The sequence below is a fragment of the Streptomyces sp. NBC_01384 genome (assembly GCF_045040035.1).
Classification (GTDB): Bacteria; Actinomycetota; Actinomycetes; order Streptomycetales; family Streptomycetaceae; genus Streptomyces.
Genome location: NZ_CP109560.1, coordinates 855,996 through 876,050, shown reverse-complemented (window position 1 = coordinate 876,050; position 20,055 = coordinate 855,996). Strand labels below are relative to the sequence as shown.

The window sequence follows — 20,055 nt, the reverse complement described above, 5'->3', positions numbered from 1 at the left end:
TCCGCGCAGGACGACTCACCGAGGAGTAGACGCCAGATGACCCCCTTGTCCTTCGCACAGCGGCGCCTGTGGTTCATCGACCGCTTCGAGGGGCCGTCGGCGACATACAACATCCCCTTCCTGCTGCGCCTGAACGGGCAGCTCGACGTGGAGGCGCTGACCTCAGCGCTGCGTGACGTGGTCGCCCGGCACGAGAGCCTGCGCACGGTCTTCGTCGTCGACGACGGCGGGGTGCCCGCGCAGCACGTGGTGCCCGTCGAGGAGCTGCGCCTCGACGTGCCGCTCGTCGAGGCCACCGCCGACGAGGTGGACGCCGTGGTGTCGCGGGCGACCGCCTACCAGTTCGATCTCTCCTCCGAGATCCCCGTGCGGCCCACCCTGGTCCGCACGGGGCGCGAGGAGCACACGCTGGTGCTCAACATCCACCACATCGCGGCCGACGGCGAGTCGATGGTCCCGCTCATGCGCGACCTGGCCCAGGCGTACGAGGCCCGCCTGACGTCCCGGGAACCCGACTGGGAGGAACTGCCGGTCCAGTACCGGGACTACACGCTGTGGCAGCGCGAACTGCTCGGTGACGAGAACGATCCCGACAGCGTGCTCGCCACCCAGCTGGAGTACTGGCGCGACGAACTCGCCGGCTCCCCCGACCAGGTGCAGCTTCCGCTCGACCGGCCGCGGCCCGCAGTGATCAGCCACCGCGGCGGCATGGTCGACTTCGCGATCCCGCGGGAGCTGGTCGAAGCCGCGGAGCGCATCGCCGCCGCCCACGGCGCGAGCACACCGATGGTGATGCAGACCGCACTGTCCGTGCTGCTGCACCACCTGGGCGCGGGCGAGGACATCCCCATCGGCGCCACCATCGCCGGGCGCGTCGACGAGGCGCTGCTCGACCTGGTGGGTTTCTTCGTCAACACCTGGGTGCTGCGCGCCGACCTGTCCGGCAACCCGTCGTTCGAAGAGGTCCTGGGCCGGGTCCGGGACAAGGCTCTTGGCGCGTACGACAACCAGGACGCGCCGTTCGAGCGGCTGGTGGAGGTGCTCAACCCCGAGCGCTCCACCGCGTACCACCCGCTGTTCCAGGTGATGTTCACCTGGCAGAGCAACGACCGCCTCGACTTCGACCTGCCGGGCGTGTACGGACGCCTGGAGGCCGTTCCCACGCACACCGCGAAGTTCGACCTGGAGTTCAACTTCGCCGTCGACCCCGTCGACGACGGCATGCGGTGCGTCCTGGAGTACGCGAGCGACCTGTTCGACCGCGCCACGGTGGAGGACATCGGGGCCCGTTTCGTGCAGCTCCTGGGCACCTTCGTCGCCGAGCCCGAGCGGCCGATCGGCGCGACGGACGCGCTGCTGCCCGGTGAGCGCGAACGGCTGGCGCGGTTCGCCGGGCGGCCGGCGCACACACCCGACATCACGATCCCGGAGCTGTTCGGGCAGCAGCTCGCCGTGGACCCCGGCGCCCTGGCCGTCGAGTGCGGCGAGGTGCGGCTCACCTACCGGGAGCTGGACGAGCGGGCCAACCGTCTGGCGCGCGCGTTGATCGAGCGGGGCGTGACCACGGAGTCCGTGGTGGGGCTCGCGCTGCCGCGTTCGGCCGACCTGGTCGTGGCGATGCTGGGCATCCTCAAGTCCGGTGCCGCCTATGTGCCGATCGACCCCCGCTACCCGAGCAGCCGCCTGGGCATGGTGCTCTCCCAGGCCCGCCCCGCGCTGCTGCTGACCGACGCGAAGACGGCGCCGACACTGCCCGGGCACGACGTGACCCCGCTGCTCCTCGACGACATCGACCTGGAGGGCGGCGACGCGAGCCCCGTCGCGGTGGACCTGCGCCCCGACAACCTCGCGTACGTGATGTACACCTCCGGCTCCACCGGCGTCCCCAAGGGCGTGGCGATCACCCACCACGGCGTGGTCAACGGCGTGCTGCGGCTGGCCACCGTGGTCGGCGTGGGCCCGGGCTCGCGGATGCTGGCGGCCACGTCCGTCAACTTCGACGTGTCGGTGTTCGAGACCATGACGGCGCTGGCGACGGGCGGCGTGGTGGAAGTGGTGCGTGACGTCCTGGAGCTGGTCGAGCGGGAGAGCTGGGACGGCGGTGTCATCAGCTCGGTGCCGTCGGTGTTCTCCGAGGCGCTCGACCAGCTCGCCGGGAAGACCCGCGTGGACACGCTGGTGTTCGCCGGTGAGGCGCTGCCCGGCTCGCTGGTGGAGCGCGCCCGCGCCGCCTTCCCCGGCGTGCGCGTCGTCAACGGCTACGGCCAGACCGAGAGTTTCTACGCCGGTACGTTCACGGTGGACGCGACGCAGGAGTGGGACGCCTCGCACAGCGTGCCGATCGGTGAGCCCCTGCGCAACATGCGCGCCTACGTCCTCGGTGAGGGGCTGCGGCCCGTACCGCCCGGCGTGGTGGGCGAGCTGTATGTCGCGGGCGCGGTCGGGCGCGGCTACTACGACCGGCCCGGTCTGTCGGCGGAGCGGTTCGTGGCGGACCCGTTCGGGCCGGCCGGGTCGCGTATGTACCGCACGGGTGATGTGGTGCGCTGGGACCGTGAGGGCCGGCTGGAGTACGTCGGCCGCGGTGACAGCCAGGTGAAGATCCGCGGCCTGCGGATCGAGCCGGGCGAGGTGGAAGCGGCCCTGACCGCCCACCCCGGTGTCGCCCAGGCGGTGGTGACCGTCCACGAGCGCGCGGGCGGCAAGCAGCTCGTCGGCTATGTCGTCCCGGTGGGTGTCATCGGTACGGAGCTCGGCGCCGCCGAGAGCATCGGCGATCTGCACGTCGATCTGACGGCGGGTGTGTCGGTGCCGGAGTTGCGCCGGTTCGTTTCGGCGCGGTTGCCGGAGTACATGGTGCCGTCGGCGTTCGTGATGCTGGACCGGTTGCCGTTGGCGCCGAACGGGAAGCTGGATCGCAGGGCGTTGCCGGAGCCGGTGTTCAAGGGTGAGGTGTACCGGGCGCCGTCCTCGGAGTCGGAGAAGGTGCTGGCCGCGGTGTTCGCGGAGGTCCTCGGTGTGGAGCGGGTGGGTGTCGACGACGACTTCTTCGCGGTCGGTGGTGACAGTATCCGCTCGATTCAGGTGGTGGCCCGGGCCAGGCAGCGCGGGGTCGAGGTCACACCGCGTGAGGTGTTCCAGCACCGCACGGTCGCCGAGCTCGCGGCGATTGCCGGACACCGTGCCACGACGGTCGTTTTGGAGGAGCTGGAGGGTGGTGGTGTCGGCTTCGTGCCGTTGCTGCCGATGACGAGGTATCTGCTCGAACTGGGCGGTGGGTACGGCCGGTTCAGCATGTCGGTCGTGGCCGACCTGCCCGCGGGTATCGACGTCCAGGGCCTGACGGCTACTTTGTCGGCGGTGTGGGACCGGCACGATCTGCTGCGCTCGCGTCTGGTCGAGGGCGGCATGGTGGTGGGGGAGCCCGGGTCGGTGGATGTGGGTGCGCTGGTTGACCGTGTCGCCTGGGACGGGGGCTGGGACGGTGCCTGGCGGGAGCGGGCGGCGGCGGAACTCGACACGGCCACTGGACAGCTGGACCCGGCAGCTGGGGTGATGGCCCGGTTCGTGTGGTTCGACGCGGGCGAGGAGGCGCCGGGCCGCCTCATTGTCGTACTGCATCATCTGGTTGTTGATGGTGTGTCGTGGCGCATCCTGCTGCCGGATCTTGCCGCGGCCTGGAAGCAGGTCCGTGACGGTCAGGTGCCGGAGCCGGCTGCGGTGGGGACGTCGGTGCGTCGCTGGACGCATGCCCTGATCGAGGAGGCGTCCTCACCCGGGCGGACCGCGGAGCTGGAGCTGTGGCGGTCGGTGGTGGAGGGTCCTGATCCGCTGCTCGGATCACGTCCCGTGGACCCGGCGGTCGATGTCGTCTCCACGCAGGAGTATGTGTGGCTGAATGTGCCGGTCGCGGTGACGCGGGCGTTGGTCACCGAGGTGCCTGCCCTGTTCCGTGGTGGTGTCAATGACGGTCTGCTCAGCGCGCTGGCTCTCGCGGTGTGTCGCTGGCGGCAGGGTCGTGGTGTCGAGGAGTCCTCGCTGCTGGTGAGGATGGAGGGGCACGGGCGTGAGGAAGCGGTGGTGCCGGGTGCGGATCTGTCGCGCACGGTGGGCTGGTTCACCAGTATGTTCCCGCTGCGTGTCGATGTCGGTGACGCTGATGTGCAGGATGCCATTGCTGGTGGTGTGGCGGCTGGTTCGGTTCTCAAGGCGGTCAAGGAGCAGTTGCTGGCCGTCCCGGACAAGGGCATGGGTTATGGGCTGCTGCGTTATCTGAACGAGGAGAGTGCGGGTGTTCTCGCGGCGTATCCGGCCGGGCAGATCGCGTTCAACTATCTTGGTCATTTCACCGCGGCCGACATGCCGGAGGAGCTGCGTGGTCTCGGCTGGACCCAGGCTCCCGGTCTGTCCGAGCTGATCGCCCGGCCCGACGCCGACATGCCGGTGATGTCCACCCTCGAAATCAACGCGCTCGTCGACGACTCCGGGCAACTGACCGCCCGCATCGGCTTCCCGAGCGGTGTACTGGAACGTGCGGCCGTGGAGGAGCTGGCGCAGCTGTGGCAGAGCGCCCTGGAGGGCCTGGCCCGGCATGTCGCCCGGCCCGGCGCGGGCGGTCTGACCCCCTCGGACGTACCGCTCGTCGCCGTACGTCAGAGCGAGCTTGAACGCTGGGAGCAGCGCTACCCCTCCCTGACCGACGTATGGCCGCTGACCGCGCTGCAGTCCGGGCTCCTCTTCGAGTCGATGCTCACCGACTCCACCTACGACGCCTACCAGATGCAGTTCGCCTACCACCTGACCGGCGCGGTGGACCCGCGGCGGATGCGGGCCGCGGGACAGGCACTCCTCGACCGGTACGCCAACCTGCGCACCGCGTTCGTCTCCGACGCCACCGGCGACCTGGTGCAACTCGTCCTCGACGACGTCGAACTGCCCTGGCGGCACCTGGACATGAGCGGAGCGGACGAGGAGGCCTTCCAACGGTTCCTGGTCGAGGACCGCAGCACACACTTCGACCCGGCGGCGCCGCCGCTGCTGCGGATCTCCCTGATCACCCGCGGGCCGGACCGCTCGGCCCTGGTCTTCACCGCCCACCACGTGCTGTTCGACGGCTGGTCGGTGCCCACCCTCATGCAGGATCTGCTGCGCCTGTACGGCTCCGGAGGCGACGCCTCCGTCCTGCCGAGGGCACGCGGCTTCCGCGACTTCCTGGTGTGGCAGTCGGAGCAGGACCGCGAGGCGGCCGCCGAGGCGTGGGCGAACGAGCTCGACGGCTTCGACGAGCCGACCCTGCTGGTGCGGGACAAGGACCCCGCCGCGCACAGCGACGACGTCGGCAACGTCGACGTACCGCTGTCACCGGAGCTCTCCCGCGGACTGTCCGCGAGCGCTGCCGACCTGGGCGTCACCCTCAACACCCTGGTGCAGGGCGCCTGGGCGGTGCTTCTCGGACAGCTGACCGGCCGCCAGGACGTGGTGTTCGGTGCCACCGTCTCGGGCCGCCCCCCGGCGGTGCCCGACGTCGAGTCCATGGTGGGCCTGTTCATCAACACCCTGCCGGTGCGGGTGCGCTGCGCCCCGGGCGGGAGCTTCGCCGAGCTGCTGCGCGGTCTGCAGAGCAGGCAGGGCGAGCTGCTCGACCACCACCACTACGGCCTGACCGAGATCCACCGGGCCACCGGGACGCACACCCTCTTCGACACCCTCGTCGTCTTCGAGTCGTACCCGGTCGACCATGTCGGCCTGAGCGAGGCCAACGACACGGCCGGAGTCGCGATCACCGGCATCACGCCGTTCAGCGGCACCCACTATCCGGTGACCGTGATGGCGGACGCCGACCCCAATCTGCACCTGTCGCTGCAGTACCAGCCCCACGTGTTCGAGCGGAGCGCGGCGGACACCATCGCCGCACGCTTCGAGCAGGTGCTGCGCCAGCTGGTGACCGACCCGGACATGCCGGTCGGCGCGGTCGACGTGCTCACCCCCGCCGAGCGGGAGCGGGTGCTGCGCAACAGCGGCGAGATGGCGCCGTCCGTGCCGGACACGACCATCCCCGCGCTGTTCGAGGCACGGGCCGCGGCGGCGCCGGACGCCGTGGCGGTGGTCAGCGGCGACGTGTCGCTGACCTACCGGGAGGTGGACGAGCGCGCCGGCCGGCTGGCGCGCGGCCTGGCCGGCCGCGGCATCGGGCCGGAGTCGGTGGTGGCCGTGGCGCTGCCCCGCACGGCCGACCTGGTCGTGGCGCTGCTCGGTGTGCTCAAGGCCGGAGCCGGTTACCTGCCGATCGACCCCGAATACCCCAGCAGCCGCCTGGAGTTCATCCTGTCGGACGCGGCCCCGTCGCTGATCCTCACCGACACCGACACCGACACCGACACCGGGGCCGCGGGCGTCCTGCCCGCCACCGACATCCCCACGATGTCCCTCGGTGAACTCAGTGAACTCGGTGAACTCGGTGCCGCGCCCGTGAACCCGGATGCGGCGCGTCCGGAGAACGTCGCGTACGTGATGTACACGTCCGGCTCCACGGGCACGCCGAAGGGCGTCACCATCACCCACCGCAACGTCACCAGCGTCCTGCCCAGCCTGATCGCCGCACTCGGCGTCAAACCGGGGATGCGGATGCTGGCCGGCGCGTCGGTCAACTTCGACGTATCGGTGTACGAGATCTTCTCGACGCTCAGCCACGGCGGCACCGTCGAGCTCGTCCGCGACGTGCTCGCACTGGGCGAGCGGGACACCTGGTCGGCCGACGTGATCAACTCGGTGCCCTCCGCGTTCGCCGAGCTCCTCGACGAACTGCCGGGCCGCATCAACCCCAAGGCCCTGGTGTTCGCGGGCGAGGGTCTGCCCGCGGCCCTGGTGGAACGCGTCCGCGCGGCCTTCCCCGGCGCGCGCGTGGTCAACGGCTACGGCCAGACCGAGTCCTTCTACGCCACGGCCTACGCGCTCGCCGCGGGCGAGGAGTTCACCGGCGGCGCCGGCGCGCCCATCGGCCAGCCGCTGCAGTACGGCCGCGCCTACGTCCTCGGGGCCGGGCTGCGGCCCGTACCGCCCGGCGTCGTGGGCGAGCTGTACGTCGCGGGTGCCTCCCTGGGCCGCGGCTACCTCGGCCGGGCCGGCCAGACGGCCGAGCGGTTCGTGCCGGACCCGTTCGGACCCGCCGGCTCGCGCATGTACCGCACCGGCGACCTCGCCCGCTGGACCGCGGACGGTCAGCTCGAGTACGTCGGCCGCGGCGACGGCCAGGTGAAGATCCGCGGCGTGCGCGTGGAGCCCGCCGAGGTCGAGGCGGCCCTGGCCACGCACCCCGACGTCGAACAGGCCCTCGTCATCGCCCGCGAGGGCCGGGGGAGCGGTGCGTCGGCCTCCAAGTATCTGGCGGCCTACGTGGTCGCGTCCGGGAACACGGCGCCGCAGAACCTGCGCGGCTACATGTCCGCGAAGCTGCCCGACCACCTGGTGCCGTCCGCGTTCGTGACACTGGAGCGGTTCCCGCTGCTGCCCAACGGCAAGGTGGACCGCTCCGCCCTGCCCGAGCCGGAGTCCACCAGCGCCCCCTACCGGGCCCCGCGCAACACGACCGAAGAGGTGCTGTGCCGCCTGTTCGCCGAGGTGCTCGGCCTGGAGCGGGCCGGCATCGACGACGACTTCTTCGTCCGCAGCGGCCACTCACTGCTCGCCACCCGGCTCGTCAACCGCATCCGCGCCGAACTGGGCGCGGAGCTCCGCGTCCGCCTCGTGTTCGACGCGCCCACCGTCGCGCAGCTGAGCCGGCACCTCGCCACCAGCGGCCCGGCCCGGCTGCGGCTGCGGCGTGCCGAGACCCGCCCCGAGCGGGTGCCGCTGTCCTACGCGCAGCGCCGCCTGTGGTTCGTGGACCGGTTCGAGGGCCCCTCGGCGACGTACAACCAGTCCTTCGTGCTGCGCCTCACCGGCCGGCTGGACGTCGAGGCGCTGCGCGCGGCACTGCGTGACGTGGTCGCCCGGCACGAGAGCCTGCGCACCCTGGTGGCCGAGGACGCCGACGGCCACCCCTACCAGCAGGTGCTGCCCGTCGCCGACGCCGGCCTCGACATTCCGCTGATCGAGGTCACGCCGGACACGGCCGACGAGGAACTCGCCCGGCTCATCGGCCGCCCCTTCCGCATCGCGGCCGAGATCCCCCTGCGCACCGCGCTGCTGCGGCTCGGTGCCGAGGAGCACCTGCTGCCGCTGGTGATCCACCACATCGCCGTCGACGGCGAGTCGATCGCCCCGCTCGGGCGGGACCTGGGCACGGCGTACGCGGCGCGCCTGGACGGCACCGCCCCCGACTGGGCCGAACTGGCCGTCCAGTACGTCGACTACACGCTGTGGCAGCGCGAGCTGCTCGGTGACGAGAACAACCCCGCGAGCCTGCTGGCCGCCCAGGCGGAGTACTGGCGCCAGGAGCTGGCCGGGGTGCCGCAGCCGCTGCGGCTGCCGACCGACCGGCCGCGCCCGCCGGCGCCCAGCCACCGCGGCGACGCGGTCGAGTTCGGCCTCGCCCCCGAGGTCATGGCCGAGGTCGAACGCCTCGCCCGCGACAGCGGCGCGACCGAGGCCATGGTGCTGCAGTCCGCACTCGCGGTACTGCTCAGCCGCCTCGGCGGCGGCGACGACATCACCACGGGCTCGCCGATCGCCAACCGCACCGACGCCGAACTCGCCGATCTGGTGGGCTTCTTCGTCAACACCTGGGTGCTGCGCGCCGACCTGTCCGGCAACCCGTCGTTCGAAGAGGTCCTGGGCCGGGTCCGGGACAAGGCTCTTGGCGCCTACGACAACCAGGACGCGCCGTTCGAGCGGCTGGTGGAGGTGCTCAACCCCGAGCGTTCCACCGCGTACCACCCGCTGTTCCAGGTGATGTTCGCCTGGCAGAACATCACCCGCGAGGACTTCGAGATACGCGGGCTCGACGTCAGGTGGGAGCCCTCGTTCACGGACACCGCGAAGTTCGACCTGTTCTTCAACATGGGCGACATCCCGGGCCAGGGCGTCATCGGCTACCTCGAGTACGCCACCGACCTGTTCGACCGCGCCACCGTCGAGCACCTCGCCGCCCGCCTCGTACGGGTCATCGAACAGCTGGTCACCGACCCCGGGCGCCGCATCGACCTGGTGGACGTGCTGCTGCCGGGCGAGCGCGAACAGCTCGACGACTACGCCGGGTCGGCCCGGCAGATGTCCGACGTCACCGTGCACGGTCTGATCGAGCAGCAGGTCCCGGCCCATCCGGACGCTCCGGCCGTCGAGTGCGGCGAGGTGCGGTTCACCTACCGGGAGCTGGACGAGCGGGCCAACCGTCTGGCGCGCGCGTTGATCGAGCGGGGCGTGACCACGGAGTCCGTGGTGGGGCTCGCGCTGCCGCGTTCGGCCGACCTGGTCGTGGCGATGCTGGGCATCCTCAAGTCCGGTGCCGCCTATGTGCCGATCGACCCCCGCTACCCGAGCGCACGGCTCGGCCTGATGCTGCGGCACGCCCGCCCCGCGCTGCTGCTGACCGACGCGAAGACGGCGCCGACACTGCCCGAGCACGACGTGACCCCGCTGCTCCTCGACGACATCGACCTGGAGCACGGCGACGCGAGCCCCGTCGACGTGGACGTGCACCCGGACAACGCTGCGTACGTGATGTACACCTCCGGCTCCACCGGCATCCCCAAGGGCGTGACGGCCACCCACCGCAACATCACCAGCTGCCTGCCCACCCAGGTGGCCGCCCTCGGCGTGAACCCGGGTTCACGGATGCTGGCGGGCACGTCCGTCAACTTCGACGTGTCGGTCATGGAGATCACGACGGCGCTGGCGACGGGCGGCGTGGTGGAAGTGGTGCGTGACGTCCTGGAGCTGGTCGAGCGGGAGAGCTGGGACGGCGGTGTCATCAGCTCGGTGCCGTCGGTGTTCTCCGAGGCGCTCGACCAGCTCGCCGGGAAGACCCGCGTGGACACGCTGATATTCGGCGGTGAGGCGCTGCCCGGCTCGCTGGTGGAGCGCGCCCGCGCCGCCTTCCCCGGCGTGCGCGTCGTCAACCCGTACGGCCAGACCGAGACGTACTACGTCTCCCGGTTCGTGCTGCCGAGCGGCCAGGCGTGGGACGGCGGCGTCGGCGCGCCGATCGGCTCCCCGCTGGACTGCGTCCGCGGCTACGTGCTGGGCGACGGGCTGCTGCCGGTACCGCCCGGCGTGCCCGGCGAACTGTATGTGGGCGGCGAGTCCCTGGCCCGCGGCTACCGCGACCGGCCCGGTCTGACGGCGGAGCGGTTCGTGGCGGATCCGTTCGGGCCGGCCGGGTCGCGTATGTACCGCACGGGTGATGTGGTGCGCTGGGACCGTGAGGGCCGGCTGGAGTACGTCGGCCGCGGCGACAGCCAGGTGAAGATCCGCGGCCTGCGGATCGAGCCGGGCGAGGTGGAAGCCGCCCTGACCGCCCACCCGAACGTCGAGCAGGCCGCCGTGGTGGTCCGCGAGGGCAAGGGCGGCAGCAAGCAGCTCGTCGGCTATGTCGTCCCGGTCCGCACCGCCGACGACGCCAAGGACACCAAGAACGCCAAGGACGACGCCAAGAACGCCAAGAACGAGGCCGCCCGCGGCCGCAGCACCCTCGATCTGACGGCGGGTGTGTCGGTGCCGGAGTTGCGCCGGTTCGTTTCGGCGCGGTTGCCGGAGTACATGGTGCCGTCGGCGTTCGTGATGCTGGACCGGCTGCCGTTGGCGCCGAACGGGAAGCTGGACCGCGGGGCGTTGCCGGAGCCGGTGTTCAAGGGTGAGGTGTACCGGGCGCCGTCCTCGGAGTCGGAGAAGGTGCTGGCCGCGGTGTTCGCGGAGGTCCTCGGTGTGGAGCGGGTGGGTGTCGACGACGACTTCTTCGCGGTCGGTGGTGACAGTATCCGCTCGATTCAGGTGGTGGCCCGGGCCAGGCAGCGCGGGGTCGAGGTCACACCGCGTGAGGTGTTCCAGCACCGCACGGTCGCCGAGCTCGCGGCGATTGCCGGACACCGTGCCACGACGGTCGTTTTGGAGGAGCTGGAGGGTGGTGGTGTCGGCTTCGTGCCGTTGCTGCCGATGACGAGGTATCTGCTCGAACTGGGCGGTGGGTACGGCCGGTTCAGCATGTCGGTCGTGGCCGACCTGCCCGCGGGTATCGACGTCCAGGGCCTGACGGCTACTTTGTCGGCGGTGTGGGACCGGCACGATCTGCTGCGCTCGCGTCTGGTCGAGGGCGGCATGGTGGTGGGGGAGCCCGGGTCGGTGGATGTGGGTGCGCTGGTTGACCGTGTCGCCTGGGACGGGGGCTGGGACGGTGCCTGGCGGGAGCGGGCGGCGGCGGAACTCGACACGGCCACTGGACAGCTGGACCCGGCAGCTGGGGTGATGGCCCGGTTCGTGTGGTTCGACGCGGGCGAGGAGGCGCCGGGCCGCCTCATTGTCGTACTGCATCATCTGGTTGTTGATGGTGTGTCGTGGCGCATCCTGCTGCCGGATCTTGCCGCGGCCTGGAAGCAGGTCCGTGACGGTCAGGTGCCGGAGCCGGCTGCGGTGGGGACGTCGGTGCGTCGCTGGACGCATGCCCTGATCGAGGAGGCGTCCTCACCCGGGCGGACCGCGGAGCTGGAGCTGTGGCGGTCGGTGGTGGAGGGTCCTGATCCGCTGCTCGGATCACGTCCCGTGGACCCGGCGGTCGATGTCGTCTCCACGCAGGAGTATGTGTGGCTGAATGTGCCGGTCGCGGTGACGCGGGCGTTGGTCACCGAGGTGCCTGCCCTGTTCCGTGGTGGTGTCAATGACGGTCTGCTCAGCGCGCTGGCTCTCGCGGTGTGTTGCTGGCGGCAGGGTCGTGGTGTTGAGGAGTCCTCGCTGCTGGTGAGGATGGAGGGGCACGGGCGTGAGGAAGCGGTGGTGCCGGGTGCGGATCTGTCGCGCACGGTGGGCTGGTTCACCAGTATGTTCCCGCTGCGTGTCGATGTCGGTGACGCTGATGTGCAGGATGCCATTGCTGGTGGTGTGGCGGCTGGTTCGGTTCTCAAGGCGGTCAAGGAGCAGTTGCTGGCCGTCCCGGACAAGGGCATGGGTTATGGGCTGCTGCGTTATCTGAACGAGGAGAGTGCGGGTGTTCTCGCCGAGTATCCGGCCGGGCAGATCGCGTTCAACTATCTTGGTCATTTCACGGCGGCCGACATGCCGGAGGAGCTGCGTGGTCTCGGCTGGACCCAGGCTCCCGGTCTGTCCGGGCTGATCGCCCGGCCCGACGCCGACATGCCGGTGATGTCCACCCTCGAAATCAACGCGGCGGTCACCGACACGGAGGACGGACCCCAGCTGGGCGTCCGCTTCGGCTTCCCGAACGGCGTGCTGGACCGTGCGGCCGTGGAGGAGCTGGCCCAGTTGTGGCAGAGCGCTCTGGAAGGCCTGGCCCGGCATGTCGCCCGGCCCGGCGCGGGCGGCCTGACCCCCTCGGACGTACCGCTCGTCGCCGTACGTCAGAGCGAGCTTGAACGCTGGGAGCAGCGCTACCCCTCCCTGACCGACGTATGGCCGCTGACCGCGCTGCAGTCCGGGCTCCTCTTCGAGTCGATGCTCACCGACTCCACCTACGACGCCTACCACGTGCAGGTCGTCTACCGGCTGACCGGCGCGGTGGACCCGCGGCGGATGCGGGCCGCGGGACAGGCCCTGCTCGACCGGTACGCCAACCTGCGCACCGCGTTCGTCTCCGACGCCACCGGCGACCTGGTGCAACTCGTCCTCGACGACGTCGAACTGCCCTGGCGCTTCACGGATCTGCGCGACCTCGACGAGGAGCGGCGGGCCGAGGCGTTCGAAGAGTTCCTCGCCGAGGACCAGGCCGACCACTTCGACCCGGCCGTCCCGCCGCTGCTGCGGATGTCGGTCGCGCTGACCGGGCCCGGGACGGCCGAGCTGATCCTGACCTCGCACCACGCGCTGCTCGACGGCTGGTCGCTGAGCATCCTGATGGGCGAGCTGCTGCGCCTGTACGCCTCCGGTGGCGACGCCTCCGTCCTGCCGAGGGCGCGCAAGTTCCGCGACTTCCTGGTGTGGCTGTCGGAGCAGGACGCCGAGGTCTCCGCGCGGGCGTGGCAGACCGAGCTCGCCGGGGTCGAGGAGCCCACCCTGATCGTGTCCGACGGCACGGCCGGGGCGGACCCGCGGCGGGTGGGGCAGCTGGACATCCCGCTGCCCGCCGGCCCCGCCCGCGAACTGATCCGGTCCGCCGCCGAGCTGGGTGTCACCCTCAACACCCTGGTGCAGGGCGCCTGGTCGATCGTGCTCGCCGGGCTGACGGGCCGCCAGGACGTGGTGTTCGGCACCACCGTCTCGGGCCGCCCCCCGGCGGTGCCCGACGTCGAGTCCATGGCGGGCCTGTTCATCAACACCCTGCCGGTGCGGGTGGAGCTGTCCGCCTGGCACACCTTCCGCCAGGTGCTGACCGGACTGCAGGACCGGCAGGGCGAACTGATGGACCACCACCACATCGGTCTGACCGACATCTGCCGGGCCGCGGGCCTGAGGACCCTGTTCGACACCGTTGTGGTCTTCGAGTCGTACCCGATGGAACGCGAGGGCCTCAGCGACGCCGACGCGAGCGGCGGCATCGCCATCGCCAACGTGTCCACCGGCAACGGCACCCACTACCCGCTGGGTATCGCGGCCGCGGCCGACGACCGCCTGCACGTGGTCATGGAGTACCAGGAGGACCACTTCGACCCGGCCGCCGCCGAGGACATCGCCCAGCGGCTCGCCCGGGTCCTCACCCAGGTGGCGACGGACCCCGACGTGCCGATCGGGGCGGTCGACATCCGGCCCGCGGCGGAGCGGGAGAAACTGCTGGCCGGCTTCAACGACACGGCCGAGCGCACCGCCGAGGGGACCGTGGCCGACCAGTTCGAGCACTGGGCCGCCGCGTTCCCGGACGCCACGGCGCTGCTGTACGAGGACGACTGGCTGACCTACCGCGACCTGGACGAGCGGGCCGACCGGCTGGCGCACGCCCTGCGCGAGCGGGGGGTCGGCCCGGAGACGGTCGTGGCGGTGGCCACCCGCCGCTCGCCGGACCTGGTCGTCGCCCTGCTCGGGGTGACCAAGGCGGGCGGGACGTACCTGCCGGTCGACCACACCTACCCGGCCGAGCGCATCGCCTACATGCTGGGCGACTCGGGCGCACAGCTCGCCGTGGTGGACGCCGCGGCGGCCGAGGTCCTGGCCGGGCACGACCTCGACACCCTGCGGGTGGACGAGATGCACAGCGCCGGCTCCACCCCGCCGGTGCCGCGCACGACGACGCCGGACAGCGCCGCGTACATCATCTACACCTCGGGGTCGACCGGACAGCCCAAGGGCACCGTGGTCACCCACCGCGGTGTGGCGAGCCTGGTCGCGGCGCACGTCAAGCGGATGGCGGTCACCCCCGACAGCCGGATGCTGCAGCTGGTCTCGCCCAGCTTCGACGTCTCCCTGTGCGAGATGTTCACGGTGCTGCTCTCCGGCGCGGTACTGGTCCTCGCCGACAAGGAGGACCTCGCGCCGGGGCTGCCGCTGGCCCGCACCGTCGACCGGCACAAGGTCACGCACATGATGCTGCCGCCGTCGATGCTCGCCGCGCTTCCGGCCGGCTCGCTGACCAGCGTGGTCTCGCTGCTGGTCGGCGGTGAGACACCGCCGCCCGAGCTGGTCGCCCAGTGGGCGCCGGGCCGCAGGATGATGAACGTCTACGGCCCGACCGAGACCACCGTGTGCGCCACCATGAGCGCCCCGATGGCCGCGGACGACAAGGTGTTCCCGATCGGCACGCCCATCCACAACACCCGCCTGTACGTCCTGGACGCCGCGCTGCAGCCGGTCCCGGCCGGGGTGCCCGGCGAGCTGTACATCGCGGGGCCGGGCGTTGCCCGCGGCTACCTCGGCAAACCGGTCGTGACCGCCGCACGCTTCGTGGCCTGCCCGTTCGGCCGGCCGGGGGAGCGGATGTACCGCACCGGCGACGTGGTCGCGTGGAACACCGAGGGCGCGCTGGTCTTCCATGGCCGCGCCGACGACCAGGTCAAGATCCGCGGCTTCCGCATCGAACTCGGCGAGGTCCGGGCCGCGTTGACGGCGCACCCCGGCGTCGACCAGGCCGTGGTGGTCGTCGACGACAACGGCGGCGACCGGCGCCTGGCCGGGTACGTGGTGCCCACCGCCGACCGGGCGGGCGACGAGAAGCTGGTGACCGAGGTACACGCTCTCGTACGCGACCGGCTGCCGCAGCACATGGTTCCCTCGGCCCTCCTGGTCATCGACGAGGTGCCGCTGACCCTGAGTGGAAAGCTCGACAAGCGGGCACTGCCCGAGCCGGACTACGCGGGCGAGTCGACCGGCCGGGCACCGCGCACCACCCGTGAGGAGATTCTGTGCGGCCTGTACGCCGAGGTGCTCGGGCTCACGTCCGTCACCATCGACGACAGCTTCTTCACCCGCGGCGGACACTCCCTGCTGGCGTCCCGGCTCATCAGCCGCATCAGTGTCGTCCTCGGCGTCAGCCTGCCGCTGGGGGCGGTGTTCGACGCTCCGACCGTCGCCCAACTGGCCACGTTCCTGGAGTCGGAGGGCGACGCCGGACCGTCCGGCGACCCCTTCTCGCCGGTCCTGGCCATCAAGGGGAACGGGAACAACCCGGGACCCGGCGGTGAACCGCTGTGGTTCGTCCACCCGGGCGGCGGCATCTGCTGGCCCTACCTCGGTTTCGGCGACCGCCTGCCGCAATTCCCGACGATCTACGGAATCCAGGCGAAGGGATTCGACGGGGAGGCCCGACTGCCCGAATCCCTCGACGAGATGGTCCTCGACTACGTCGACGAGATCCTGGCGATCCAGCCGGAGGGCCCCTTCCACCTGGCCGGGTATTCCATCGGCGGTACGCTCGCCCAGGCGATCGCCGCGCAATTGCAGAGCCGGGGCCACGACGTGGCATTCCTGGCCATGCTCGACTGTGTGCCGGGCTACTACCTGGCGACACAGCCCGCGCCCACCCCGAGCGCGCTGCGGCAGTACTTCCAGGAGCATCTGACCAGCGTGGTCGGCAGCCACGACTACGAGTCCTTCCTCGACAACGCCGTGCGGATCATCGTCAACCACACCTCCCTGGCACCGGGGTTCACCTCGCCGGTCTTCCACGGCGACGCGGTGTTCTTCAACGCCGTACCTAATCCGGACGAGACGTACGGAGACCTGTGGAAGCCGTATGTCACCGGAACCGTCAAGCAGTACGACATCGAGAGCACGCACCACGATCTGATCAATGCGGAACCCGCCGCCGAGATCTGCCGGATCATCGGCCAGGAAATCGCCGCGAAACGGCGCACCGAGACGGCAGAACGCCCCTGACACCGATACCGCGCACGGAATACGAGCTCGCGCTCTCGGGTGGCCGAGCACTGGTTATCCGGTCAACGGAAATGGAGTTCGAGAAATGAGCAGCAACCCCTTCGACGACGAGAACGGCGAGTTCTTCGTGGTGGTGAACGACGAGGACCAGCATTCGCTGTGGCCGACCTTCGCCGAGGTGCCGGCGGGCTGGCGGACCGTGTTCGGCGCGGCCGGCCGCGCGGAGTGCCTGAGCTACGTCGAGGAGAACTGGACCGATCTGCGGCCGAAGAGCCTGCAGGTCGCCATGGCCGGCGAGAAGTAGCCCGGGGCCCGAGGAACCAGAGAGGAAACCCTTTCCCATGTCCATAGTCATCGAGCGGTGGAACGTCCACCCCAACAGCCCCTGGCTGCGCGGAATCCGGCCCGAGAAGCCCGTCGAGTACTCCGAGGCGTTCGGCGCCTGGTTCGTCTACGGCTACAACGAGGTGCAGCGGGTCCTCGGCGACCACGAGACCTTCTCGGCCGCGACGGCCGCGTACGCCGCGGTGCAGGTCGACGAGAAGTTCCTGCAGGGCGACATCTCCCAGATGGACCCGCCGGAGCAGACCAAGTACCGCAAGCTGATCGGTCGCGCGTTCAGCCCCCGGGTCATCACGAACCTCGAACCGCAGATCCAGAAGATCACCGGGGAACTCCTCGACGCGGTCCAGGAGAAGGGCAGTTTCGAGCTGGTCGCGGATCTCGCCTATCCGCTGCCGGTCCGCGTCATCGCCGACCTCCTCGGCGTCGGCGGCAAGGATTTCGACCTGTTCAAGGGCGCCGCGTTCGACATCATCGAGAACATGGCGGGCATCGACTTCGTCGCCGGCGGCGAGGGGGCCGAGGAGCAGATCCACAGTGCGGAGCAGCGCCTTCAGCCCCTGCTCGACTACATGCTCGGCCAGGTGCTCGAGCGCCGCAAGAACCCGCGCGAGGACCTGCTGACCTACCTCACCCAGGTCGAGGAGGACGGTGACCGGCTCAACGACACCGAGATCGTCAACGTCGCCAACGTCCTGCTGATCACCGGTCACATCACCAGCACCATGATGGTCGGCAACACGATGGCGTGCCTGGACGCCGAGCCCGGCAAACTGGCGCGGGTACGCGACGACCGTTCCCTGGTGCCGACCGCGATCGAGGAGGCCCTGCGGCTGCTGCCGCCGGCCGCGACGCTGTCGCGGGCGACCCTCAAGGAAGTGGAGATCGGGGGCGTCACCATCCCCGCGCAGCAGATGATCCTGCCGTGGGTGAGCGCGGCCAACCGCGACCCGCTCCAGTTCGAGAACCCCAACGAGTTCATCCCGGACCGCAGCCCCAACGAGCACATCGTGTTCGGCCACGGCGTCCACTACTGCCTGGGCACCCGGCTCGCGCGGCTCGAGGGCAAGATCGCGATCAACGCCCTGCTCGACCGCTACCCGAACTTCAAGTCCGACCCCGACCAGCCGATCGGTTTCTTCCCTTCCGAGGACATGGTGGGCGTCCGCTCGATGCACGTCCTTCCCAACAACTGAGCCCGCACCACGGCGGTTCACGCAGACGCTCGGCCGGGCTTCACCGGCCGAGCGTCTGCGTGCGTGCGCGGGGATGGCGACGCCCCCTAGCCGAGACGCCTCTTCGCCGCCGTAGCCCTGGCGCCTGAGCCGGACGTACCAGATTTACCGAATGTACCGGATGTAACGGATGTATTGGATGTAATCCTCCCGCTCGCCACAGAACTTCTCACGCCCCCCGGTCCTGTACCGGCGGGGCTTTCCGCGTTGCGGAATCGGCGATACCACGGCGATAACGGGCCGATATGCCGTCCCCGTAGCGTCGTAGCCGGAACGAAGACAGTCCCGTCCCGTTCCCCACCCCGCCGCTCGCCCGCACTGCGCATGTTCATGCCCTCGAGGCCCTCGGCATCCAGCAATTCGACAGCAAGTCATCCGTTTGATGAGAAGGAGTGGGCCGTGACCCAGCCGAAGCGTCGAGGGGATCGATGGCTGATCCTGGGCGTCGTCTGCCTGGTGCAGCTCGTCGTGATCCTCGACAACACCATTCTGAACGTCGCCGTCCCCTCCCTGACCAAGGAGCTCGGCGCGACCACCGCGCAGACCCAGTGGGTCATCGGCGCGTACTCGCTCGTACAGGCGGGTCTGCTGATCACCGCCGGCGGATTCGCCGACCGGTACGGGCGCAAGCTCACCCAGCTGCTGGGCCTCGCCTTCTTCGGGCTCGGCTCGCTCGCCGGCGCGTTCGCGACCGAACCCGTCCAGCTGATCGCCGCCCGCGCGGGCATGGGCATCGGCGGTGCCCTGCTGCTCGCCACCAATATGGCGATCGTCGTCCGCACCTTCGACCAGGAGGAGGTGCCGAAGGCGCTCACCGTGATCATGGGTGTCGCCTCACTCGGCCTGGCGCTCGGGCCCGTGATCGGCGGCGTGCTCCTCGCGCACTTCTGGTGGGGCTCGGTCTTCCTGGTCAACGTGCCGGTCTGCTTCATCGGCCTGATCGCGGTGGCCAAACTGGTCCCGGAGTCCAAGGACCCGCACGGCGACCGCCCCGACCTGGTCGGCGCGCTGCTGTCCACCATCGGCATGACGTCCCTCGTCTACGCGGTCATCCAGGGTCCCGGCAACGGCTGGACCTCCGACCGCACGCTGGTGCCCGGTGCCGTCGGACTGGTCGTGGTGATCGCCTTCGTGCTCTGGGAGCGCCGCACGCCGCACCCGCTGCTCGACATGTCGTTCTTCGCCAACGCCCGCTTCCGCGGCGCGGTCTCCGGCGGTGTGCTCGTCGCCTTCGGTCTGTCCGGTTCGCTGTTCCTGCTGACGCAGCACCTGCAGTTCGTGCTCGGCTACGGCCCGCTGGAGGCCGGTCTGCGCATCGCGCCGATGGCACTGACCCTCGTCGCGCTCAACCTCACCGGCATCGGCGTGCGGCTGACCTCCAAGCTGGCGCCGCCCGTGGCCACCGCTCTCGGCCTCGGCCTGATGGCGGCGGGGCTCGCGTCCATCGCGGTGCTCGGGCACGACGGCTCCTACCCGGGCATCCTGCTGGGCCTGGTGCTGATGGGTGCGGGTGTCGGATGCGCCAAGCCGGCCATGGCCGGTGCGGTGATGACCTCGATTCCGCCGGAGAAGGCGGGCGTCGGCTCGGGCCTGATGGGCACCATCAGCGAGGTCGGCAACTCCCTCGGCGTCGCCTGCCTGGGTGCGGTGCTGACCGTGGGCTTCGCCGGCGCACTGCCCGCCGGGGTGCCCGACGACGCGGCGCGCTCGCTGCCGGACGCCGTCGCGGCCGCCGGTCCGGGTGCGACGCGGCAGGTGCACAGCGCCTTCGCGGACAGCCTGACCACCGCCCAGCTGATCGGCGCGCTCGCGGTCCTGCTCGGTGGCCTGGTGGCTTCCTGGCTGCTGCGCCAGGGCGCCCAGGGGCAGCCGGCCGGCGGCGAGCAGGCCGACCGGAGCGAGGGGAGCGAGGCAGAAGCGGAGGAAGCGGTCGCGGCCTGAGCGAGGCCCCGACCGCCCCAGCACCCCAACTCACCCCCCAGCACCCCAACTCACCCCCCAGTACCCCAACTCACACCCCCCCCCGCAGCCCGTGGCACACCCCTCCGTGCGCCACGGGCTGCGCGCCATCTGG

At 70.7% G+C, this 20,055-nt stretch carries 4 protein-coding genes; all 4 read left to right on the top strand.

The features are described 5' to 3' along the window. The first annotated feature begins 36 nt into the window (after nt 1-36). The 4 genes from OG747_RS51605 to OG747_RS51590 all read left to right on the top strand — a co-directional run bounded on the left by OG747_RS51605 (nt 37) and on the right by OG747_RS51590 (nt 19,922). Nucleotides 37-16,404 (top strand): amino acid adenylation domain-containing protein, encoded by a 16,368-nt coding sequence (locus OG747_RS51605; RefSeq protein WP_331765212.1) that lies wholly within the window; start codon nt 37-39, stop codon nt 16,402-16,404. 85 nt (nt 16,405-16,489) lie between these two features. Beyond that, on the top strand, nt 16,490-16,708 hold the full coding sequence (locus OG747_RS51600) for an MbtH family protein (RefSeq protein ID WP_331743262.1): 219 nt from the start codon (nt 16,490-16,492) through the stop codon (nt 16,706-16,708). Nucleotides 16,709-16,745: 37 nt separating this feature from the next. Continuing rightward, nucleotides 16,746-17,942: a cytochrome P450 gene (locus OG747_RS51595; RefSeq protein WP_331743265.1), complete on the top strand. Its 1,197-nt coding sequence runs from the start codon at nt 16,746-16,748 to the stop codon at nt 17,940-17,942. Between the two features lie 363 nt (nt 17,943-18,305). Further along, the gene (locus tag OG747_RS51590) at nt 18,306-19,922 is read left to right on the top strand and encodes an MFS transporter (RefSeq protein WP_405886417.1); all 1,617 of its coding nucleotides are present in this window, start codon (nt 18,306-18,308) and stop codon (nt 19,920-19,922) included. Nucleotides 19,923-20,055: the final 133 nt, after the last annotated feature.